Below are 22,322 nucleotides of genomic sequence, written 5' to 3' on the forward strand. Positions count from 1 at the left end.
CCCCTTAATTCTAATTGATTTCATTAACCGATCTACTATATCATAATGTACCCATAAATGGAAAAACGAACCGTACCGTACCAAGCTTCATTTCGTAAAATGTTACACACCGCTCCATCTGGAACGGTGTGTAACATAGGTTTTATCGATTATTGAAAATGTCAGTAAGGACGGGAACGATTTGTTTCTTTCTTGATACAACGCCTTTTAGCACTGCTGTGTTTTCGGAAAGTGTTACATCGTAGGCCTTTTCTACAGTGGAAGCAGCCTTTCCAAGTGCGAGTGCAGTTGAATCATTCGTAAGTATATCCGTAACTACAAAAAGGAATAAGTCAAGATTCTTATCGGCAATCACAGAGTTAATTTCATCTTCCAGTTCTTGCTTCCGGGAAAGTACTTCCTCAGGGTCGACTGAGTTAACCTGGGCAATTTCCACCTTGCTGTCACCCATTGGGAATTCCTTTGCATCCAGGCTTATTAGTTCTTTAATTGTTTTCTTGCTTAGATCAGCACCTGCTTTTAGCATTTCAAGGCCATACTTTTCACTGTCAACGCCTGCTATGTCTGCAAGTTCTCTTGCTGCTGCGATATCTTCATCAGTGCAGGTCGGCGATTTGAAAAGCAGTGAATCCGAAATGATGGCAGAAAGCATAAGCCCTGCTGTTTCCTTGCTGATCTCTACTTCCTTTTCTTTGAAAAGCTTGTTCAAGATCGTTGCGGTACATCCAACCGGTTCGGCCCGGTAATAAAGCGGATCGCTTGTTTCAAAATTTGCAATGCGATGATGATCAATTACCTCAAGCACCTGAACCCTATCTAAATCATCAGCACTCTGCTGGCGTTCGTTATGGTCAACGAGGATGACTCCCTTGACCTCTGAAGACACTGCTTCCACCAATCTGGGGGCGGATGTATTAAAGTGATCCAGCGCATATTGTGTTTCTGCATTGACTGAACCCAATCGAACAGGCTCTGCCTCAATTCCCAGCTTCTGTTTTAATTCTGCATAAGCAATCGCGGAGCAAATTGAATCTGTATCAGGATTCTTATGTCCAAACACTAAAACTTTTTCCATAATTCTCTCCTTGCATTTTATGTAGTTTTGTCCCTGACTGATGAAATCAGGCATTCTTGTATGCATCCCACTTCATGAAAGTCAAAATTGATGCAATTGTAAGCTTCCAAATGTGAACTGCATGTACCTCAATCACGGCCGCTTGCCGCGTTAACAATATTCTAGCACATAATTTGACAAGATTGTATTTCCGAGTGATTTAGGGAAGCTGCTGCAATTTATGAAATACTGCTGAAATACAAAAACAGCCGTCCTTCGGACAGCTATTTTTACATAAAATTACACGTAGCGGCTGATCAAGTTGTCCAACTTACCTTTTAGTGAAGGGATATCAGATGTATTTATGAAGCTTCTGACAAGTGTTTCATCAGCATCCAATGCCTCGGCGAACAGCCCGGCCAGTCCTTTTGCCCTTCTGTCAACTTCAAAAATAACCTCTGCTTCGTCCTTATTCTTTAAAAAGAACAGAACCTCAAGTTCATCCAGTCTGCCTCGGTAAGATCCCGAATAAGGAACAAATTCAAATTCCTGAACGAATGGCACTTTATTTCGGAAACGGTATGGAGCTTCCTCACAGTTGGCATTCCTTAGCTTGAATCCTAAATCTGCAAGGGCTGAAAAAGTCGCACTGACAAGCTGGTTCGGTTCTACCTTAATGAAATCCTCATCTGTGGGATCAACCGCATTTTTAATGTCAAGCCCCGTACTTACCCATACCTTGGTCTTTCCTGATGTCACTGGAGTCTCAAGCGGGAGAGTAAAAGTAAATGGGATATCCCGGTTCTCATTAGGCTGGATTTCGAATGGTTCATTGATTCTGATTCTATTTATGGCTGCAACCTGATTGAATTTCCGGTCATCATGTTCCTTTACATATGTGGTGTTGATAGTTAGGTAGATTTCATCGACCTTTTGCGGTACAGAACCTCCTTGAACCTTTACAGATCCGTTCACCGTATCACCGGGACGAAATGTGTCTTTCTCCAATACTGTATCAACGGTAGTGCTGCCGATCCCTATGCTAGCCAATACTTTATTGAAAACTGACATTACACTTCACTTCCAATCTTTTTTAAGTGGCTTTGTATGGCTTTAAGTGCCTCTTTGCTATCCTGAAAAGGAGTCTTCGCCTGCAACAACCGTTCAATGATTTCACAGGATTCAATCTGCAATCTTAGCTCTTGCTGCCATGGTCTTTCTTTTAAACTGACTGGTTCATATCCTGAATAAAGGAGGAATAACAGAAAATGTCCGAGCCCATACAGATCGCTCGAATAGTCTACGGGCCTCCTCGGGTCTTCATTCTCGGACACCATTTGTTCCTGTGTTTTTTTTCTGGCAAGCCCGAAATCAATGATATATATTTGTTCACCATCTGCCAGTATATTCGGAATCCTCAAATCCCGGTGAAAAATATTTTTCTCATGAAGTGCAGCAAGTTTAATAAGAAGTTTTTCGGCTATTTCAAAGGATTCTCTTTCATTAAAGGTTTTTCCTTCTTGAAATATCAATTCTTCAAACGTTTTTCCAGATTTATACTCCATAATGAGATAAGCAGTCTTTCCCCAATGGCCGCTTTCTGCAAGACGGGGAAACGCAGGATCGGTCAACTCAGCCAGGAGCTGCCGTTCCGCATTAAATCCCTCCCTTGTCTCTTGAGAATTCCTTCGGAAAAAATTGCTCCTCTTTAGCAAATAATTGCGGCCTGAGTTGCGTTCACTTATTATATAAGCAGTGCCAAAGCTTCCACGTCCTATTTTTCTAATATATTCCCACGGGCTGTTCCTAAAGAAAGAACGGACAAAAAATAAATCATATAAGGGTTCGAGCGGTCTTTTTACAGATATGCCGATTTCATTGAGCCATTGTAGAAACTGCATCGCTTACGAACTGAAGAAGCTGCCCCTGCTTGAGAAAAAGCTTTTCTTGTGTTTCTTTTTATAATGTTTATAACCATAATGGTGGCTTTTCGTATGTTTGTATTTCCAGTCGCTGCTCGAATGCCTGTGTCCATGCCTCCCCTTGCCCAATAACATTTTTAATATTTCTTTTAGCATCGTGCCCACTCCTTTTTTCCTTTGTATTTATCTACGCATACAAAGATAATTAGTTTCAATTTTTTTAAAAAATATAGTGCGTCAACTGTTTCAGAAACTAATCAATGCTGATTGTTTTTGGATTTTGCCAAATGAGTTTCTGTTCTATGGCTAATATAACGATCCATAAACAAAACGACGGAAAGACCCCGTCGTTTGAACATCCATTTTTCATTTTTGTAATAAAAGGGCAATATTCTCTGATTCTTTTATCAAGATGCGCACTACCCGTCAGATTCCTCATCAATGATGCACTTTTCAACGAGGTAATCAAAAGTAATATCGGCGAGGTCCTCTAATTCTACTTCTGTAGGAATATATCCCCGCTTCATCAGCTCTTGAAAAAAGAATTCGGCAATCTCCTCTGTATCTATAAATACCTCAATCTCCCGCATGACATCGCCCCCTTAATAAGGTGTATGAAATCCAAAAACTAAATATTCCATCTAGCTGGGAAAAGCTTTAGAAAGCATGTCTGCATTTTTTTCATTTGGCGTTTTCCGGATTGCCATATATCTCTTTAGCAGCTTTTCTTAATTTTATTAAAGCGAGATTCATGACATGCTTATATTCTATATCACCAAAAAACTCATATAAAATCTTGTAATCATTATAAAGGTCCAATAGACTGTCTATGATCCTCATTCTTTCTTCGAATGTGTAGTCCTGGATTTTTTTCTGTTTAGGTGCTGCCGGAACAGAAGCGGTTCCCGATTTTGCATTTCTTATATCATCTTGAGGCAAAACACCCTGTTTTTTCAAAAACTGCTCAGCTTTTTCGGCCTCCGCAACAAAGGTGAGTTCGTCCTCGTGAGCTTCCAGCCATTCCCCATCTGTTACCCTCGACAACTCATAAATAACATCTTCCCATGCATTCTCTTTATATCTCCAAATTTCCGTCCGGAATCCTACTACCTTAAAGTAATCTTTCCCATACCCCTCAACCTGCACCAGATCACCAAAGAAATACTTATACTGTATGTCTATAAGTTCTTTTTCGAATAGAACCTCTCCTTTATATTCGGATATATGCTGGAGAGTATTCTCTATATACAGGCCTTCGCTGTTATTTACTGCATATACATATGTCCCATCTATATACTTGACGTCGGTAATTTTTCCGACCGTTCCATACATTGTTATGACGACTGTATCACCCTTCTTAAATTTAGGCTCTTTTCTTTTCCCCAATAGAGACATCCCCTTGTTAACGCTCCTGTAAGTTTGATTATGATAGTATATGCAAGCGTAAATATGCAGGTTAATACTAAACTGCCGGCATGTACAATTGTCTAAATGCCAATATATTTACAGGCCTGAATTACCTGTAAAAACCTGTTTTTTGACTGAGAAATAACATTAATCCATATATGCTAAAAATAAAAAAACCGTTCCTCATGGAAACGGCTTACAGACAGTAGACGAACCCGATGAAAAATCGAGCTTGCCTGCTGTCTTTTTTATTTTGTCTGCTAACGATGACGACTATTGGCTGCAGTGAAAGGCGCTTTGGACCAGCTTGTCCCACAGGATCATTTGGTCCGTAAGATGGAAGCATTCCTTCATTTGATCTTTGGGTTTATGTAGGATGTCTGCTTGGCAATCAGTGCCGACCATGTCGTTATTAACTCGCCCCATGTCAAGGCAAGCACGAATAAAGCGCAGTTTTACTCTTCATTCTGAATATAAAGGTCCCAGGCTTTATCAAAAAGAGCCATTGTAGTTATATAATGGCCGTTCATTTCGAGGTACCGGCTTATTTCATCATAGTCTGTCGATTGCTTTGGAAACCCATGGTCCTCATAGGCATCATTGGCAAATGCAGTAATGTCGTCAAGTTTTTTTGGCTGTCTGTATTTCATTAAGAAATGATAAAAAGATTTCATCCCGTTCCTCCCATATTTGTGTATGGCTTTTAATATATCGGATTATAAAACCCTAGTCTAGAATAAACAGAAACAAAAAAATAACCCTGCTGCCGGGTTATTTTTTGCAACTGGCTAAAATATATGTTTCCAGGTTATTATTGCCATCGTCCTGATTTTGAAAGCTCCATAAGGGCCCAGATAATGTTAAACATAAGGACAGCCACCATGATTGGTACTGCCTGCAGCCAATTCTTCCCGTATTTCTCCTTAATTACCCCTGAATAGAATCTACAAAAGAACAAGGTAAACATGGAAGTTACAAGCATAATGATCAGGACCATATAAGACATCCTTCCCTATTTTATCCCGCAACCTCATTGTAATCCATAATAGCGGATATGGAAGCGGGAAAGGATGACTATCTGTGAATCGTTCAGCTAAAATCAAAGTAATTTCGCTTCAGTAACCTTTTTGCAGCCATCAATTCGGCAAAAGTCACCATTTTATTTAGCTTAGATACATCAATTAAGAATAATTGATCTTCAATTCGCTTCACTATCGATTCCTCTTGGTATTCTGCACCGCATGCACGGCATTGAATGGTTGGGGAATCAGCTATTCCGATAGCTCTCGAGCCATCAGGCAGTTCCCAATATACCGTCGATCGTGTCTCGATTGCTTCTTCAGCACTGCACCACTCGCATTTCGGCATGGCGTTCACCCTTTATCACTTTGTTCCCCAGTCTGTGCCTCTTTATTTTGCTGGGCCAAAAATTTCTTTTCTTTTAATGCATCACGTTTTGCCCGCTGATCCTTTAAAGTGGAATGTTGCGGGTTAGTTACATAATCCTTTCGTTTATTCATCCGCTTCAATCCTTCAGGTACAAGATGAAAATTCACGTCATTCAATAAGCCTGATATTCCTGTATCGGAGTTTTTGGATTCCATATCATGATAAACCTTCTTAAAATACTCATCCCCTCTTCCTGGCACATAGTTTTCCGGCTCAGGGTATGTGGTGACCACCCCCTCGAAATTCCGAAGGACTGTCTTTGCCGGAGATTGCGAGATAATATAATTGGGCTGCAGCGAAATCTTTCCGCCTCCCCCGGGTGCATCCACCACAAATGCAGGTACTGCGTATCCTGATGTATGGCCTCGCAGACCTTCTATGATTTCAAGTCCTTTCGAAATCGGAGCGCGGAAATGACCGATACCCTCTGACAGGTCGCATTGATAAATATAATATGGCCGAATCCTTATTTTTACGAGATCGTGCATGAGTTTTTTCATTATCGCTACGCTGTCGTTGATACCCGCCAGTATAACGGCTTGGTTACCGACAGGCACCCCTGAATCCACCAGCATTTCACAAGCCTTTTTTGATTCTTCCGTTATCTCGATAGAGGTATTGAAGTGTGTATTGAGCCATACTGGATGATACTTTTTGAGAATGCTGCACAGCTTGTCGGTTATGCGCTGCGGAAATACAACTGGAGCCCGTGTCCCAATCCTGATTATTTCCACATGAGGAATTTCCCTCAGGTTTTTTAAAATATATTCGAGGATTGTATCATTGATTAACAGTCCGTCACCTCCTGAAATCAGGACATCACGGACAGCAGGAGTTTCCTTGATATAGCCAATTGCAGCATCAAGCTGTTTTTTCGGTACCCCCATGCCAATCTGCCCTGAAAAACGGCGGCGCGTACAATAGCGGCAATACATGGAGCATTGATTGGTAACGAGAAACAACACTCTGTCCGGGTAGCGGTGCGTCAAACCGGTAACAGGAGAATCCTCATCTTCATGAAGCGGGTCCTCCATATCGTATCTCGTTTTATACATTTCTCTTCCGATAGGGACAGATTGCATCCTGATCGGGCAGTTTGGATCATCAGGGTTCATAAGGGACGCATAATAGGGGGTTATATTAAGAGGGATGGTTTTCGTCGAAATCCTGACCCCCTCTTCTTCATCAGGTGTAAGGTTAATGACTTTTTTCAGGTCCTCAGCCGTGCGAATAGTATTTGTCAGCTGCCATATCCAATCGTTCCACTGTTCTTCCGTTACATCCTTCCAAAGCTCTATATTCTTCCAGTGGCGGTCCGGCTTGTATAAGACATGTGCCATTTCAGTTACCTCCCGTACATAGATATCAATATATAATGCAATTGCCATGCCAAAAATGCAGGCAGAATTATATATTATTCGGTTCGGCGAGGCCGGCTGTGTATCCCACTATCTCATTCTTTAAACAAAATGATTACTTAAATTCCTCCAAAAGGTGTTTTTTCATTTTATACTGAAGTGTTTGCCGTGGAATATCGAGTATTTTTGAAGCCTGCAGCACATTGCCAGCTGTCTGTTTCAGTGCTTGAAGCAGCAGTTTCCGTTCAGTTTGCCTTAAGGCTTCTCGCAAGGGAAGAATTACCGGGGGCTTTTTGCCTGATGCCTTGCCAGAAGCATGGAAGAATACAGGGAGCTCGGCTATAGTCAGGAGATCGGTTTCCGCAATATTCATCATGTATTCTATAGTATGTTTCAATTCCCTCACATTTCCAGGCCAATGATAGTTCAAGAAAATAGGGATCACCTGGCTATCCAGCCCTTTAACCAGCTTTCCAAGCATTTCGTTATAACTCTTAATGTAATAGGAAGCCATCAGCTGAATATCGTCTTTTCTATCCCTTAATGCAGGAAGCTCATAGCACATTATATTCAACCTGTAGAATAAGTCAGCACGGAGCTTGTTTTCCCGTAAGGCTTGCTCTGGATGGATATTCATGGCTGCAATTACCCGGACATCCACTGCAGTGCTTTTTGTCCCTCCAATCCTCCGGACAAGTCCATCTTCCAGAACACGCAGCAATTTCGATTGCAGCTCGATCGGCATGGATTGCAGCTCATCAAGGAACAAGGTACCCCCATGTGCCAGCTCGAACAGCCCCTTGCGGTCAACCGCGCCTGTATAGCTGCCTTTCGCTGTACCGAACAACAGGCTATCCAAGAGGGTATCAGGCAGCGCTGCACAGTTTTGGGCGATGAAAGGTGCCCTGCTCCTTAAAGAGTCATTATGGATGCTTTGTACAAACAGCTCTTTCCCGGTCCCGCTTTCACCGTATACCAACACGGAGGATGCTGATCGGGCGGCTTTCTTTCCTTGTTCGATGATCTGCAGAAAATGGGCATCTTTCGTAATGATGTCTGAAAATGTATATTTTGCACCATGTTGTACGAGTGACGGTTCTGACCTTTTTTTGATTGACCCTTCCAGTTCAAGCAGCCGCTTCGAAAGCAGCTTTAATGCGGAAATATCCTTGGCAATTTCGACAGCCCCGATCAGCCTTCCTTCCACATAAATAGGGAGAGTCGTATTAATGGTTTCCACCATTCGTCCGTGTAAATTAAGATAGTTCTGCTCTTTATATGTTATGGCCTGTCCAGTTTTGATTACCTTAAGAAGTGTCGAGGAATGTCCATCCAGTGACGGGAAAGCCTCGAGCAACGGCTTACCAAGTACCTCCTGAACTTCCACTCCATCATGCCTTGCAGCTACCTTGTTGTAAAAAATCGTCATTCCGTTTGTATCTATCACATGGATTCCTTCCTCAATACTCTCAAGGATCGCTTCCATTAATTCACGGGTCTTATTTAGTTCTGTAGGCACCTTTCCACCTCACTTAAAACCTTTTATTCATGTATATGATTAAGTGCCGGAAAGTTGCCAATACTTTGCCCGTTTTTAGCCATCATATATTATGCTTGACCCACACATTCATATCCTCCAATTTATCAAAGATAAAACAGTTATTTGCCAGCCTTCCGGAATATTCATAGCCTAGCTGATGGAAAGCAGCGTTCATGCCAAACGAAAGAGACCTGGCAATGGAATATAAGCAATAGATCTCTTGTTGGTACAAATGCTTCTCCAATTCAGAAATTAAATGCTTCATTAGACCGAACTGCCTGTGCTCCGGCAGCGTGGCACAATCTGTAATTTCTGCGTTATGGTAGCTTGAATTGATTTCAGCAGAGGCTGCACTAATAACTGACCCCTGACACTCGTATACATAAAAAACACTTCCTTGTTTCATACACTTTGTAACATAATGAGGATCATCCATCGGTACCGGATAAACTTGAAAAACTCTCCTATACAAGGAAGCGAGCTTACCGGCATCTTCTTCTTCCGCCTTTCTCTTTGTATACTGGGCAGGTACCTTTGAAAGATCCACGTGTTTTTTCAGAGCTAACACCCGGTCCAGAATTTCATCTTCCATTGCCCAATTTGTGCTATTTCTTCTTTCGTCCACAAAGTATCTGGCAAAGAAATAACAGCTGCTCCCGTAAAAATAATGCTGAATTTCTCCTTCCAAAACAAATCCCCTTCTAATCAAATCATCCACTTGTTCCCTTCGCGCCTTTACGATTAATTTTTCAGCCTTATGTTCCTCCGCGATTTGAACACAATAATTGACGATAAATTCAAATGTTCCATGATAATCATCCAGCCTTACACGCTTATTAAAGGCATCAATAGTTAGGGCCAGCGAAAAACCAGGTTCCTTTACCTGTATATTTTTTATCTGCTCCATAATATCCCCCAATGGCGGTTTTTATTGAAAAAGGGACTGACACTTTATCCCTGTCAGACCCTTCATGTACTTATTTAGTCAAATAGACATGCAGCATTCCACAATCGCTTCCTCCAAAACATCAAAACCTTCTTCAAGCTGGTCGTCCGTAACCACTAGCGGAGTCAAAAGTCTGATAATATTTCCGTATAGGCCTGCACTCAAAATAATCAATCCGTTTTGATGGCACCGTTGCAGAATGTTCTTCACGATATTGGCTGCTGGGCTGTTTGACTCACGATTTTCTACAAATTCCATCGCGCACATAGCCCCAAGGCTTCGGACATCTGCAATCTGATCAATCTGGGATTGGAGGGCCGTAAATCTCTCCTTGAATTTTTGACCGATGCAGTTTGCCCTGTCGAGCAGGTTTTCTTCTTGAATCATTTCAATTACTGCCATAGCTGCTGTACATCCTATCGGACTTCCTGCATAGGTACCCCCAATTTCACCGATGCCTGGGGCTTCCATTATGTCTTCCCTTCCTGTTACTGCGCTTATCGGGAACCCGGCAGCTATGGACTTAGACATGGTAATTAAGTCAGGTATAACATCAAAATGTTCCATGGCAAACATTTTTCCTGTGCGCCCAAAACCCGTTTGTACTTCATCGGCGATGAAAAGAATATCATATTTTTCGCATACTTGCTTTATTCCTTTTATGAAAACAGGGGATGGAATATTGAAGCCACCCTCGCCCTGTACAGGCTCCACGACAAGTGCAGCAACTTCTTCAGGGGATACTTCCGCAAGAAGGAAGGTTTCAAATCTGTTTAGCAGCTCCTCGTCATGTGCTTCTCTTGTTTTGCCGGCCGTTTGATAATTGGGATAGGGAAGCTTATAAGTCTCGGATGGAAATGGCCCGAATCCATATTTATATGGCTTGACCTTGCTGGTCAGCGACATAGCCATGTAGGTCCGGCCATGAAATCCTCTTTCGAAGGAAATAATGCCTTTTCGGCCTGTATATTTTCTGGCAATCTTTACTGCATTCTCCACAGCCTCTGCACCGGTCGATAGGAAAAACGTTTTCTTCCTGTGATTGCCTGGGGTGAGATGATTCAATTTTTCGGCAAGCTTGACATAAGGCTCATACATCATCACATGAAAGCAAGGATGAATGTATGCATCCAGCTGCTTTTTCACCGCTTCTACCACTTTTTTTGGGGCATGCCCTACGTTCAATGAACCGATTGCTCCTGCAAAGTCAATGAAGGTATTGCCGTCCACATCTGTAAGCAATGCGCCTTCACCTGACTCCGCAAACACCTTCGTCGTGTTAAAGGGTCCTCTTGGAATATTGGCATCCTTCCGTGCAAGAAGCGCCTGAGATTTCGGACCTGGTATTTCTGTTTTTATATCAACATATTTTCGTTTCATCTGACCACTCCCATTATGAAACCAGTTATCCCACACCGCACCAAGCAATGATGGTCATTGCAATCACTTCAGCAGCCTGCATCATTTTATCGATTTCAATGTATTCATTGGCATCATGGGCCATTTCCGTCTTGCCGGGACCGAAAACCACTACAGGAGTATTTCCGATATTGGAAAGGTATCCGCCATCCGTTGCCCAGGGCGATGCCTCAATAAGGGGTCTTTTACCAATGATCGCTTCATAATTCTTCGACAAAACCTCCAGTAAAGGATGATTCAGCGGGAGGACACCAGGCAGCCACCGTGCACCGAACAATTCCAGCTCCATGGGTTTTTGCCTGAACCATTCATGCCTACCATTCATCCTTTCAACGCACTCCTTCAATACTGCGATTGCCTGCTCCATACTTTCCTCCGGACCTATGCCGAACCTCCCTTCAATTGTAGCCGTATCAGGAACGGAAGAAGGCCAATCACCGCTTATCACCCGGCCCACATTGATGGGTATCGGCAATGGAATTCCATCGTAAAGCGGATGCTGAATCGCCTGATTTCTAAGTTTCTCCAGTTGCTTTATCTCACTGATTACCTCATAAGCTAAATCAATGGCACTTACCCCCTGATACCTCGTGCCTCCATGAGCGGATTTTCCCTTTACTGTTATCCGGAACCACATCGATCCTTGCTGAAGCGGGAATATTTTCATGTCCGTAGGCTCGGGAATCACGGCTCCATCCGCGGAGTAACCGCGTAAAACGGCTGCCAGCGTCCCAGCTCCCCCGCTTTCTTCCTCAATTACACTCTGGAAAATAATATCCCCTTTCAAAGATATACCGGCAGCTATAATTGCTTCTATTGCCAAAAGAAGGGAAACTGTGCCTCCCTTCATATCTGTTGTGCCCCGTCCGTACACCCTGCCATCTCTTATCACGCCGCTGTAAGGGTCAAACTCCCAATCGTCCAGGTTTCCTTCCGGGACGACATCAACATGGCCATTTAATATAATGGATTTTCCCCCGCCTGTTCCCTTTTTTACAGCCACCAAATTTGGTGTCCCGCTGAAATTTGTACGATCCGAATAAAAATTGGGATGGTTTCGCAAATCTTCATCGCCAATTTCCCATAAATCTATTTCAAGTCCTAATTGCCTGCACTTTTCTACAATAACCGCCTGAGCCTCTCCTTCACTGCCTCTCCTACTTGGCTGCTGGACTAATTTTTGAAGCAGTTCAATTCCTTTGCTCCGCTTGTTTGACAGCACGCTATGGATCCTTTTTTCCTGATCCAAGTACCCTACCTCCTAATCTATAACTTTAAGATTCTCCGATATGACGAAGGAGGCTTCAGTCGTCCTTGCGATATCATCCACGGTATTGGGCATAAAAATGTCAGTCAGGATGAGTCCGCTTGATGCTACAGAAAAAACTGCCTTATCTGTAATGACCATATGTACACACCGTTTGGCGGTCAAAGGCAGACTGCATTTCTTCAGAAGCTTCGGCTGGCCTGTTTTTTCGGTATGATTCATCAAAACGATTAACTTGCGGGCTTTTGCGGCAAGGTCCATGGCCCCTCCCATTCCCGGCACTCTCTTTCCCGGAACAATCCAATTGGCCAGATCACCTGTCTCGCTTACCTGCAAAGCACCAAGAATAGAAACATCGATCAGCCCTCTCCGGATCATTCCAAAGGCGACCGTACTGTCACAATAAGAGCCTCCGCTCCTGATTGTGACCGGAAAACCTCCAGCATTACACAGATTCGCATCCTCTTTGCCTGGTTCAGGGGTCTCCCCCATTCCTAACACACCATTTTCTGCATGGAGCATAATCAAATGCCCTTCAGGGAGATGATCTATAACGAGAGATGGAATCCCTATACCCAGATTGACGAGCATCCTGTCTTTTAACTCCTCGGCAGCACGGCGGGCCATTTTATCGCGCTCACCTATTCCCAGACCCATTTCCAATTGACCCCCTTGGATTCAACAATATAGTCGACAAACGCCCCGGGTGTAATAATTTCTTCAGGATGCAGATCGCCAAGAGGGACAATCCGAACGGACTCCGCTATTGTGATATTTCCAGCCATGGCTGCAAGAGGATTGGTGTTCCGCGCACTTTTATTGAAGACCAAATTCCCAAATGGATCGGTTTTCTCTGCAAAAACAATGGAAACATCTGCAGTCAGGGCAGGTTCAACCAAAAACGTTTTTCCATCAAGGACAACAGTTTGTTTGCCATTATTGACAATTTGCTCATCTATGCCAATATCCGTAAGAATCCCCCCCAGCCCCATTCCGCCTGCGCGCATCCTCTCGACCAGCGTTCCTTGCGGAGAAAATTCTACTTCAAGCTCATGACTGTTCATTAAATAGCCAGCATTGGGATTTGATCCTATATGGGAAACTATTATTTTTTTCGCCCTGCGATTGGTAATCAGCCTTCCAATTCCTATCTCTGGAAAGCCTGTATCATTTCCAATCAATATTAAGTCCTTTACGCCTGTTTCCAGAATGAAATCTATTAAACGAGGAGGATTTCCAATCCCTCCAAATCCTCCGAACATAATGGTCATGCCGTCATAAAACAGATGCTGTAAATCTGATATTTCACTAATTTTATTAAATGGATTTGTTCTCAATTTGTTCACATCCCAGGTCAATGACTCATAAAACTGGACAAATGTTTTGTGAATGCAGTGAGTGTTTGTTCCAGGCGATGTAAAAGGTCGTCTATTTCCTTCGTATTAATCGTTATCGGCGGCGAGATAATAATGGCAGATCCTCCGACGCCGTCTGGTCCTGCAGATGCCGGATAAACCAGCAGGCCGTTATCTGCAGCCATCTGTATAATCAGATTTGTCGCAGCCTGGCCATCATTGAATGGGCGCCTAGTGTCACGTTCCTGCACAAACTCTAACCCAAGCAAGAGCCCTTCACCTCTGATGTCTCCAATAAAAGGAAATCTCTTTTGTAATGTAAGCAGTTGTTCCCGGAGATACTTCCCGGCGATTGCGGCGTTATCTACTGCAGAATTTCTTTGAATATATTCCAGTACAGCAAGGGAAACTGCACAAGACTGAGGATTGGCACTGAAGGTATGCCCTGCCATGATTGTTTTTGACCCCTGCAACATTGGCTCGATTACCCTGTCTGTCACTGCTGCCGCAGCTATAGGTGTGTATCCGCCGCTCATCCCCTTTCCCAAGGCCATAATATCCGGTACAATACCCCAGTGGTCGCAGGCAAACATTTTCCCAGTCCTGCCGAATCCGGTCATTACTTCATCAGCGATAAATAATACATCATATTTTTCACAAATGCTTTTCAGTTTGGAAAAGTAACCTGGAGGAGATGAAATCGCAGCACCCGCCGCCCCAATGACCGGCTCCGCAACAAAGGCTGCCACATTGTCAGGACCGACGCGGCGGATGGCTGATTCTAGCTCATTGGCACAGGCAAGTCCGCATGATGTACTTTCCAATTGATAGGGACATCGATAGCAATATGGCGGGGATACAGCGGGGTATCCCTCCAGCAGCGGCACGAATCTTTCTCGGCGCTGCGGGTGCCCTGACATGGATAGTGCTCCAAGAGTAATACCGTGATAGCTCATCCACCTTGTGATGATCCGATTCTTATTATATTTTCCTTTTTCCTGCCAATGCTGAATCGCAATCTTCAAAGCGGTTTCTGTCGCTTCAGAGCCGCTGTTAACGAAAAAGCTCCATGTTAATTTGCCGTTAGATAATTCTTTAATTTTGGCAGCAAGTGATTCTGCAGCCTCGCTGGTAAATTGAGACCGGTATACGAATGAAACCTGATTTGCCTGCTTGGACATCGCACTGATTATTTCTTGTACGCCATGTCCGATATTAGCTGTTACCGCACCCGAGGAGGCATCCAAATATTCCTTATTTTCCTTGTCATATAAGTAAACCCCCTTTCCATGGCTTACCATAGGGTAGACTCCATCAATGACAGGCTTAATCAAAGAACTCCTGATGCTGGTCATCTGACACTCTCCTTTTTCCTGGAAACAAGCAATATAGTAAAGTGTATGAAGCACTTCTGCCAAACTTTCTTATAAATAAAATTAATGTAACAATTGCCAATTGAAAGCACAGCCTGGAAAGCCGATGTGCAATCATTAAGCTTATAAAAAGGTAATTGATCATTTTTACTTGCAGCATTTTGGACTTCAGTCAAGAAAGTGGACAATAGGCTTTGATTTTATTTTGTTCTAAATCTCTAGCGCATTTCGTTTGCTGAAGGTTTCTGAAAGTGATCAGTCAAAAACCTGACTGTTCACTTCATACCCAAATGGTGAAATTATTAGTTATAAACTAGCTTGCGAAACCCATATTTCTCTCGAATTGATTAGGTGAACAGAAGCCTAAAGTCGAGTGTTTCCTTCTTTGGTTATAAAAACTGCTGATGTAGTAATTGATTGCTTTTGTTGCTTCTGCCCGAGACTTAAAACGTCTTCTATAAATTAACTCTTTTTTAATTGTCGCATGAAACGATTCTATGCAGGCATTGTCGTATGGATTGCCTTTTCTGCTCATGCTGATTTTAACGTTAAGTTCCTGCAGCCTCTCCACATACTGGTTAGAACAATACTGGGATCCTCGGTCAGAATGGTGGATTAATTCCTTTGTAGGCTGCCGCGTCAGGAGCGCCATGTTTAAAGCCTGCAGCGGCAGTTCCTTTTTCATATGGGAATCCATGCTCCATCCCACTATTTTTCGGGAAAACAAATCCATCACGGTCGACAAATAAACCCATCCTTCCAGGGTCCAAATGTATGTAATATCTGCTACCCATATCCGATCCCGCGCTTGCGCACGAAATTCTTGATTTAAAAGATTAGGATAAAGGCGCAAATCATGATTGGAATCCGTGGTCACGACAAATCTTTCTTCCGGGATAGCACGCAAACCTAAATCCTTCATGATTCGGGCGACCGTTTTTTTTGAAATCGTATATCCCCATTCGATTAAATCATGATGGACCCTGGGACTTCCATAAGTTCCTTCACTTTCATAGTAAGATTTTTTTATTTTCTGCTGGATTTCTTTCTTGTAAGCCTCTCTTTCGAGGTCGACCCTATCTTTGTTATCTATCCACTTGTAATATCCACTCTTCGATACTTTTAAGACTTTACACATCATCACCACAGTATGTTCATCCCGATGAGCATAGATGAAACTGTAAATTATGCTTGGTTTTTTGTGAAGATGTGCATAGCCTTTTTTAGAATTTCATTTTCCTCTCTTAACTGCTGAATCTCTTTTTCATGCTGTTTTTGTAGTTTTTTAAGTTCTGCAGGTGTTATATATGTCTCTTTTTCTGTCCCGTTTCTTAATTTCTTCTTATATTCACTAACCCACCTGCGAAGAGTGGGATACGGCACTTCCAGCTCGTATGCTACTTCCCGGGCTACCCGGCCCTCCTCAACCACTAATTTAGCTACATATTCTTTAAATTCCGGATCACGATGTTTCCCCACTCTGAACACGTCCTTTTAATAATTATGTTTATTATAAGTTATCTTTTTTACGTGTCCACTTTTTAGACTAACTTGAATTTTGATATTTTTTTTGGTTTTACATTAATGATTGGTTATATTTCCATATCAGAAAATAAAAAATATACCGGCCTATGCTCCAGCAGGTATATTTCTCTTTCCTATTCAAGTTTCTTTATGCTAATTCAGTGGCGGCTCAAATGGTTTTTATCCGCAACATTACAATTGGATGCTCAGTTTGCGTAGCAGGCACCAATAATTATTAAAAGGATGAACAATACTACGATTAAGGCAAATCCATGACCAAATCCATGGAACCCGTATCCGTAAGCAGGGTAACCGTATCCATATCCGTACATACAATTCACTCCTCTTGCCGTTTTGTAATCTCTTTACATCCATACGATATGAGCAAACGTCTGTCCTGGTCTGTGTATTCGCCTATTTATTAAACATGAAAAAGAGCATCATTAAATCTTCCAGAAAAGGGCTTATAGGAGTATAATGTTTTACTAATGAAATAATTTTAATAAAAATTTAACAATGATAACTGGGGGAAAAAGTTTGAGAAAAAAGGCTATCAAAATTGTCCCATACATCTTAGTCACGTTACTGATAGTCATTTCGGCAATTTTTGCATTCCAAAAGAGCATAAAGACATATGGTTATGATCGAACACTGAACGTATATAAAAAAATAGAACAGCAAAGACCCCTAAAATATGTGGTGATTGGCGATAGTATTGGGAGGGGGGCCGGGGCGGAGCATCCTGACTTGCGCTGGTTTAAAATCCTGGAAAGGAAGATGTTTGCCGAAAGCGGATCGAGAATGGCTGGCGAATACTTTGTACAGAGCGGCGCGACCGCTTTTGAAGGATTGAACAAGCTTTCAAAAGCAGCAATCAATACAAAGACAGACCTTGTTTTTATTGTTTTCGGTGAAAACGACCGAAAGTATATGACTTCTTCCGATTTCAGTATTTTCTACGAATCCTTGATTAGAAAGGCCAAGAGTATTTATCCTTCCGCAGAGATCTTGACAATAACAGAAAGCTGCCTTAAGTACCCCGATTTTGCAAAAGTAATTGCAAGACTATCAGCACATTACCAGGCAGCACATGTAGACATGCGTCCGATTTTTCAAAAATCCGGCTTGCCAGAAAAGGCTCTCACTGCAGACTTGATTCATCCAAATGGAAAAGGGTATCAGTTGTATGCTGACACGGTTTATCGGCGTCTTATGGCAGGTTTAGCCAATCAAAAACAAATTGCGTCCCTTAAGCCATCGCTCAATATAGAAACATTTGAGAAATATGTAACCTCTAATCATTTTCACCTAAATAAGGGTTTTTCATACAAACACGGTTTATTCACGAGCAACCAAAAGGGGAGTGTGCTGGAGGCTGATTTTAACGGCAATATCCTCGGGGTAAAGGTACTGAGAAGCCCGAGTGGCGGAGTGGTGAATGTCTATATTGACGGAAGGTTTAAAACGAAATTGAATACCTGGTGGCCTTTTCCCAGAGAGAGACAGTTATACATTGCAAATGGCCTGTCTCCAGGCAGCCATACTGTCCGATTTGAATTCTTGGGAGAAAAAATGCGGGAGAATCATGCACCTGTTCCTCAAATAAATATTTCTTCTATCATTGTTAATAAATGATAGACCTTAAACTTCTTTCATTAATTTCTGTGCCATTGCCGTTTTCGCGCACTTCATATTTGATTTGATTAAACCCAAGATAAAAACCGCATTTGCGAAAAAACAAACTCCTGATCTTAGGATCAGGAGTTTTGTCTTTTATTTTACTTTAATTGTAAATAAGGTAGTTTCCCCTCTTACAGTCTCTGTTTCGTTCGATGGTGTCATAGTGTCGATCAAGTCCCCATTAGTAAGAATGATGGGAGTAACTGTACTGCTTGCCTTTTCCCTAATAATATCCAGGTTGAATTCCAGAAGCCTGTCTCCTTGTTTTACAGTATCTCCCTGGCTTACGAAGGCTTCAAACCCTTCACCTTTTAAGCCGACCGTTTCCAGCCCAACATGGATTAAAACTTCCAATCCGTTGTCATGTTTTAACCCTATTGCATGCTTGGTAGGGAAAACCTGGACTACCTTAGCATCAAATGGAGCAACGACTATGCCCTCCGACGGGTCGATAGCCAATCCATCCCCCATCATCCTTTGAGAAAATACAGGATCTGGCACATTTTCAAGCGGCACCAATTTCCCAGTAATGGGAGCTGCTATGATTACTTCTTTATTGTTTTTTCCAAAGAGTTTCTTAAACATTGCATTCACCTTTCCAATTCAACTTGTGGACCTCTTTCAATCTTATAATTCAAACAAGTGTTTGTAAGCTCCATACCCTTCTCTTTCAAGATCCTTTGCCGGTATAAACTTTAATGCTGCAGAGTTGATGCAGTATCGAAGCCCATTTGGCCCGGGTCCATCGTTAAACACATGGCCTAGATGCGAATCGGCAGTTTTGCTTCGTACTTCTGTCCGAATCATTCCGAATGATAGGTCAGTGTTTTCTTCTATTTCTTCCTCAGCAAGCGGCTTTGTAAAACTTGGCCACCCGCACGCTGAATCAAATTTTTCCTTGGAGCTGAACAAAGGCTCGCCTGAAATGATATCTACGTACAGCCCTTCTTCTTTATGATTCCAATATTCGTTCCTGAACGGAGGCTCTGTCCCATTATTCTGTGTAACCTCATATTGAAGAGGAGACAGTTTCTTCCGCAGGTCCTCCTTACTTATTTTGCTCATTTTTAGTTCCCCCAATGATTATCTATAAATGCTTGACGGCCTGAACCGATTCTATATCTATTATAATGTTCTGGTTCCTTCTTGTAGTAATCCTGATGATATTCCTCTGCCGGGTAAAACTCTTCTGCGGGCAAAACAGGTGTGACAATGGGCTTTTGGAAACGCCCGCTCAATTGTAATTCCAGCTTGGATTGTTCTGCTATCTTCCTTTGTTCATCATCATGTGCAAAGATGGCAGTCCTGTATGAACTGCCGCGGTCATAGAACTGTCCGCCTTCGTCGGTTGGGTCGATCTGCTGCCAAAATAGCTCCACTAGCTGCTTATAAGAAAATATTTCCGGATCAAAAGTAATTTGGACCGCTTCATAGTGGCCGGTCGTATCTGAGCATACTTGCTTGTAAGTCGGATTTGGCACAGTCCCTCCTGTATATCCCGAAACGACTGAAATGATTCCTGGCTCCTGGTCAAAAGGCTTTACCATGCACCAAAAGCATCCCCCTGCAAAAGTGGCTTTCTTAAGTTCCTTTGCCATTATTGATCCTCCTTTCGCTACTTCACCTCTGTTTTATGAATTTTATCTTTTTTTTCAGGACCTGTAAAATATTTTGCCGGTATTGCCAGCATTTAAACAGGATAAATAAAAAAGCCTCTGCTTTTACATATTATTTACTATACGGTATGTACCCAAGTTCATGGTCATATATTTGTATCATCGATGAACTGTTAGGAGCGAGCAGGCATGCCTTATCTGAACATTGAGAAATACTACCGTAAAGCCTTGGAATGTGATGTGCTGTCTGGCTATTATAAGTACAGCAACCCATCATTATCCCTGCATTATCACGAGAAGCATCTTGCATATTTAAAACAAGCCGCTAGGCAGGCAAGGCAGCAGGTTGCCAGCGGCAGGATACGAATATTGCACTCTTCAAAAACAGCTCCGGGCCAATTGGACATTTATGTAAATGGCAGCATCATGTTTAGCGGCATATCATTCAAGCAGATTACCAGCCCATTGAGCTTGCCAAGGGCTAATTATTTTCTGGAGGTATATGAGGCAGGACAACAAAAGATTAACCTGGCAGCCGCGGCCTTCACTATCCTTCCAGGACAGGAAACAACACTGGCTCTGGCCGGCCATTCAGCCAATTTCAGGATAATGCCGATACAAGACTCTTCAAATGTACCTGAAGGAGAAACAAGAATAAGATTTGTTCACCTGACGCCAAGGTTGGCCACAGTGGATATAGCAGTTTCCGGCGGGGATGTGCTTTTCCATGATATATCCTATAAAGATTGCACAGAATACATGGCACTTGTGCCAATGTCAGCCGATTTAGCCATGCGGCATACAGGGACCAGGGAGGTCATTCTTGATATACCGAGGCAATTATTTAGCCCAAATAAGTCGTATACCTATTACATTATTCCTTCTAATGAATCACCCATTAAAGCAGAAATGATTAAAGCAGAGGCATAATAATAAAAAGCCGGGCATCAAGCCCGGTTTTTCATTGATTCGTTCCAGTTGGCACGTACAACAGGAATCTTATGTCATCATGTTGTAAATCAAATTTTTCTGCCTTAACCCTGATATCGCTTTTCAGTTTCATGTTCTGCAGAGAAATATATACTTGTTCATCATTAGGATTGATATTTACCCAATCTGGCATTTTATACTGCTCATTGATAACCTTCATGACGAATGAGACCGGAATTTTCATCTGGCCGAGCGAAATGGATTTTTGTTTGAGTACCATATCCCCGTTCTTTAAGGCGCGGGGTTCAAAAGTAAGCTTTAAATCCATGTCTTTGCCGAAGGCAGGGATGGTTCCGTATAATTCTACATCATCCGTAAGGAATACTTCATAATGTATTGGACCGGTCATCCCTTCCTCTGCCAAATATTTATTTATCAGTCTGTTCAAGTCCTTTTTATTGGTTTGCACCTTAAATTCGATATCATTTTCCTTGTCAGGTGAAGATGAAATATATTTATTGTCAGCCGGCATGTAGACTAGGATCAGGATCGCCACGACAACCAGCAAATTGATTGAAACCAAAGCCCAAAAAAGGCGTTTCCAATTATGCGCCTTCATCCTTTATTCTTCATCCCCTTTTGCAGTTGCTTCCATCGCCTGCCCATATTGATTTTCATCCATCGCTGTATAAATCCGGCCGGCTATCATTTCATAACCGCGGTCGTTTGGATGAAAATAATCATCGGTAAATAAAAGGTCTTCATCATCCTTCTCGAATATATCGGCAATTTCAATATAATGGGCGTTTTCAACCGAAGAAACGATCTCCTCACTCGCACTGTTCCATTGTGCCATGATCGCATCCATTTCCTTCAGGGAGGACATCCATTTTGAGAAGGGATTGTATACTCCGATCAGGTAGATGGTTGCCCTGCTGTTATAAGAACGGATTTTATCCATGATTTCACTTAATCTTCGTTCATAAGCCACCTGAGCCTGTTCAAACTGTTCATTGGTCAAATTTGTGAAGTTTTGTTTTACGACTTTCATTATATCATTGCCGCCTATTGTAATAACGACAGAATCTGCCCGCCTAATATCTTCTTTAATTTTACTTTTTTCTAATCTGTCTAAAAGCTGACTGGTCGTGTTGCCGCGTACTCCATAATTTAAGAATTCCGCAGAAGCTATCTGTGGTTCTTTTTCAAGCTGTTCCTTAAGGTAAGGCAAATATCCGCCCGAATTTGTGCTGTCACCGACACCCTCTGTTAAAGAATCTCCTATGGACACCACCCGGACAGGTTCCGGAAAGAACGAGGCAGGTACTGACTCCTTCAAAACCAAACCAGTCTGGCCTTTTTTCAGAACGGCTGATTCCCCTGTTAAGGTTCCTTGGGTACAAGCCGAAAGAAAAAGTGTACTTAAAAGAAGATAAATGATTGCTTTTCCCAACTTATTCACCTTCCTTTAATAGTTATATT

At 42.4% G+C, this 22,322-nt stretch carries 26 protein-coding genes; 2 read left to right on the plus strand and 24 right to left on the minus strand.

Annotated features, from left to right (window positions below; all coding sequences use genetic code 11):
- Positions 1-142 precede the first annotated feature (142 nt).
- From V1500_RS17420 to V1500_RS17510, 19 genes are all read right to left on the minus strand, one after another.
- Positions 143-1,075 (minus strand): manganese-dependent inorganic pyrophosphatase, encoded by a 933-nt coding sequence (locus V1500_RS17420; RefSeq protein WP_409301178.1) that lies wholly within the window; start codon positions 1,073-1,075, stop codon positions 143-145.
- 279 nt (positions 1,076-1,354) lie between these two features.
- Positions 1,355-2,125: a sporulation protein gene (locus V1500_RS17425; RefSeq protein ID WP_409301180.1), complete on the minus strand. Its 771-nt coding sequence runs from the start codon at positions 2,123-2,125 to the stop codon at positions 1,355-1,357.
- The gene (locus V1500_RS17430) at positions 2,125-2,955 is read right to left on the minus strand and encodes a serine/threonine protein kinase (RefSeq protein ID WP_409301182.1); all 831 of its coding nucleotides are present in this window, start codon (positions 2,953-2,955) and stop codon (positions 2,125-2,127) included. Before V1500_RS17430 ends, V1500_RS17425 begins: the two co-directional genes overlap by 1 nt.
- 440 nt (positions 2,956-3,395) lie before the next feature.
- Positions 3,396-3,566, minus strand: a complete 171-nt coding sequence (locus V1500_RS17435; RefSeq protein ID WP_409301184.1) for a YozD family protein — start codon at positions 3,564-3,566, stop codon at positions 3,396-3,398.
- Positions 3,567-3,657: 91 nt separating this feature from the next.
- Positions 3,658-4,362, minus strand: a complete 705-nt coding sequence (locus tag V1500_RS17440; RefSeq protein ID WP_409301186.1) for a hypothetical protein — start codon at positions 4,360-4,362, stop codon at positions 3,658-3,660.
- Positions 4,363-4,838: 476 nt separating this feature from the next.
- Entirely contained in the window at positions 4,839-5,057 is a 219-nt protein-coding gene (locus V1500_RS17445) for a YozE family protein (protein ID WP_409301187.1), read from the minus strand.
- Between the two features lie 137 nt (positions 5,058-5,194).
- On the minus strand, positions 5,195-5,380 hold the full coding sequence (locus tag V1500_RS17450) for a hypothetical protein (protein ID WP_409301189.1): 186 nt from the start codon (positions 5,378-5,380) through the stop codon (positions 5,195-5,197).
- A 92-nt stretch (positions 5,381-5,472) separates the two neighbouring features.
- Positions 5,473-5,751: a YokU family protein gene (locus V1500_RS17455; protein WP_409301191.1), complete on the minus strand. Its 279-nt coding sequence runs from the start codon at positions 5,749-5,751 to the stop codon at positions 5,473-5,475.
- A 5-nt stretch (positions 5,752-5,756) separates the two neighbouring features.
- Positions 5,757-7,172 carry a lysine 2,3-aminomutase gene (ablA, locus tag V1500_RS17460; protein ID WP_409301193.1) on the minus strand — a complete coding sequence of 472 codons (1,416 nt, stop codon included), beginning with the start codon at positions 7,170-7,172 and terminating at the stop codon, positions 5,757-5,759.
- Positions 7,173-7,305: 133 nt separating this feature from the next.
- The gene (locus V1500_RS17465) at positions 7,306-8,676 is read right to left on the minus strand and encodes a sigma-54 interaction domain-containing protein (protein WP_409306028.1); all 1,371 of its coding nucleotides are present in this window, start codon (positions 8,674-8,676) and stop codon (positions 7,306-7,308) included.
- A 115-nt stretch (positions 8,677-8,791) separates the two neighbouring features.
- Complete coding sequence (ablB, locus tag V1500_RS17470) at positions 8,792-9,637, minus strand: putative beta-lysine N-acetyltransferase (RefSeq protein ID WP_409301195.1); 846 nt, start codon at positions 9,635-9,637, stop codon at positions 8,792-8,794.
- A gap of 78 nt (positions 9,638-9,715) precedes the next feature.
- On the minus strand, positions 9,716-11,056 hold the full coding sequence (gabT, locus tag V1500_RS17475; RefSeq protein ID WP_409301197.1) for a 4-aminobutyrate--2-oxoglutarate transaminase: 1,341 nt from the start codon (positions 11,054-11,056) through the stop codon (positions 9,716-9,718).
- Between the two features lie 25 nt (positions 11,057-11,081).
- The gene (locus tag V1500_RS17480; protein ID WP_409301199.1) at positions 11,082-12,344 is read right to left on the minus strand and encodes a peptidase; all 1,263 of its coding nucleotides are present in this window, start codon (positions 12,342-12,344) and stop codon (positions 11,082-11,084) included.
- 12 nt (positions 12,345-12,356) lie between these two features.
- On the minus strand, positions 12,357-13,019 hold the full coding sequence (locus V1500_RS17485; RefSeq protein WP_409301200.1) for a 3-oxoacid CoA-transferase subunit B: 663 nt from the start codon (positions 13,017-13,019) through the stop codon (positions 12,357-12,359).
- The gene (locus V1500_RS17490; RefSeq protein ID WP_409306029.1) at positions 13,004-13,633 is read right to left on the minus strand and encodes a CoA transferase subunit A; all 630 of its coding nucleotides are present in this window, start codon (positions 13,631-13,633) and stop codon (positions 13,004-13,006) included. The genes V1500_RS17485 and V1500_RS17490 overlap by 16 nt, the downstream gene beginning before the upstream one ends.
- A gap of 83 nt (positions 13,634-13,716) precedes the next feature.
- Entirely contained in the window at positions 13,717-15,072 is a 1,356-nt protein-coding gene (locus V1500_RS17495; RefSeq protein ID WP_409301202.1) for an aspartate aminotransferase family protein, read from the minus strand.
- Positions 15,073-15,403: 331 nt separating this feature from the next.
- Positions 15,404-16,279, minus strand: a complete 876-nt coding sequence (locus tag V1500_RS17500) for an IS3 family transposase (RefSeq protein ID WP_409305893.1) — start codon at positions 16,277-16,279, stop codon at positions 15,404-15,406.
- Complete coding sequence (locus V1500_RS17505; protein WP_409300131.1) at positions 16,276-16,569, minus strand: transposase; 294 nt, start codon at positions 16,567-16,569, stop codon at positions 16,276-16,278. Before V1500_RS17505 ends, V1500_RS17500 begins: the two co-directional genes overlap by 4 nt.
- 251 nt (positions 16,570-16,820) lie before the next feature.
- Positions 16,821-16,946: a YjcZ family sporulation protein gene (locus V1500_RS17510; RefSeq protein ID WP_409301204.1), complete on the minus strand. Its 126-nt coding sequence runs from the start codon at positions 16,944-16,946 to the stop codon at positions 16,821-16,823.
- Positions 16,947-17,151: 205 nt separating this feature from the next.
- Here V1500_RS17510 and V1500_RS17515 point away from each other — a divergent pair, with 205 nt between their 5' ends.
- Complete coding sequence (locus V1500_RS17515; RefSeq protein ID WP_409301206.1) at positions 17,152-18,249, plus strand: GDSL-type esterase/lipase family protein; 1,098 nt, start codon at positions 17,152-17,154, stop codon at positions 18,247-18,249.
- A gap of 138 nt (positions 18,250-18,387) precedes the next feature.
- Here V1500_RS17515 and V1500_RS17520 read toward each other — a convergent pair whose 3' ends face one another.
- The 3 genes from V1500_RS17520 to msrA are packed head-to-tail and all read right to left on the minus strand — an operon-like array spanning position 18,388 to position 19,892.
- Complete coding sequence (locus V1500_RS17520; protein ID WP_409301208.1) at positions 18,388-18,879, minus strand: PTS glucose transporter subunit IIA; 492 nt, start codon at positions 18,877-18,879, stop codon at positions 18,388-18,390.
- A gap of 42 nt (positions 18,880-18,921) precedes the next feature.
- On the minus strand, positions 18,922-19,359 hold the full coding sequence (gene msrB, locus V1500_RS17525) for a peptide-methionine (R)-S-oxide reductase MsrB (RefSeq protein ID WP_409301210.1): 438 nt from the start codon (positions 19,357-19,359) through the stop codon (positions 18,922-18,924).
- Positions 19,360-19,361: 2 nt separating this feature from the next.
- Positions 19,362-19,892 carry a peptide-methionine (S)-S-oxide reductase MsrA gene (gene msrA / locus V1500_RS17530; protein WP_409301212.1) on the minus strand — a complete coding sequence of 177 codons (531 nt, stop codon included), beginning with the start codon at positions 19,890-19,892 and terminating at the stop codon, positions 19,362-19,364.
- A 207-nt stretch (positions 19,893-20,099) separates the two neighbouring features.
- On the opposite strand from msrA, the gene V1500_RS17535 reads away from it, so the two are divergent.
- Entirely contained in the window at positions 20,100-20,840 is a 741-nt protein-coding gene (locus tag V1500_RS17535) for a DUF4397 domain-containing protein (RefSeq protein WP_409301213.1), read from the plus strand.
- A 31-nt stretch (positions 20,841-20,871) separates the two neighbouring features.
- Here V1500_RS17535 and V1500_RS17540 read toward each other — a convergent pair whose 3' ends face one another.
- Both V1500_RS17540 and V1500_RS17545 read right to left on the minus strand, forming a co-directional pair.
- Positions 20,872-21,459 carry a YpmS family protein gene (locus tag V1500_RS17540; protein ID WP_409301215.1) on the minus strand — a complete coding sequence of 196 codons (588 nt, stop codon included), beginning with the start codon at positions 21,457-21,459 and terminating at the stop codon, positions 20,872-20,874.
- Positions 21,460-21,462: 3 nt separating this feature from the next.
- A complete protein-coding gene (locus tag V1500_RS17545; RefSeq protein ID WP_409301217.1) occupies positions 21,463-22,293 on the minus strand; it encodes an SGNH/GDSL hydrolase family protein in 831 nt (276 codons plus the stop codon).
- Between the last annotated feature and the right edge of the window lie 29 nt (positions 22,294-22,322).

The organism is Peribacillus sedimenti, assembly GCF_046237635.1.
GTDB classification, from domain to species: domain Bacteria; phylum Bacillota; class Bacilli; order Bacillales; family DSM-1321; genus Peribacillus; species Peribacillus sedimenti.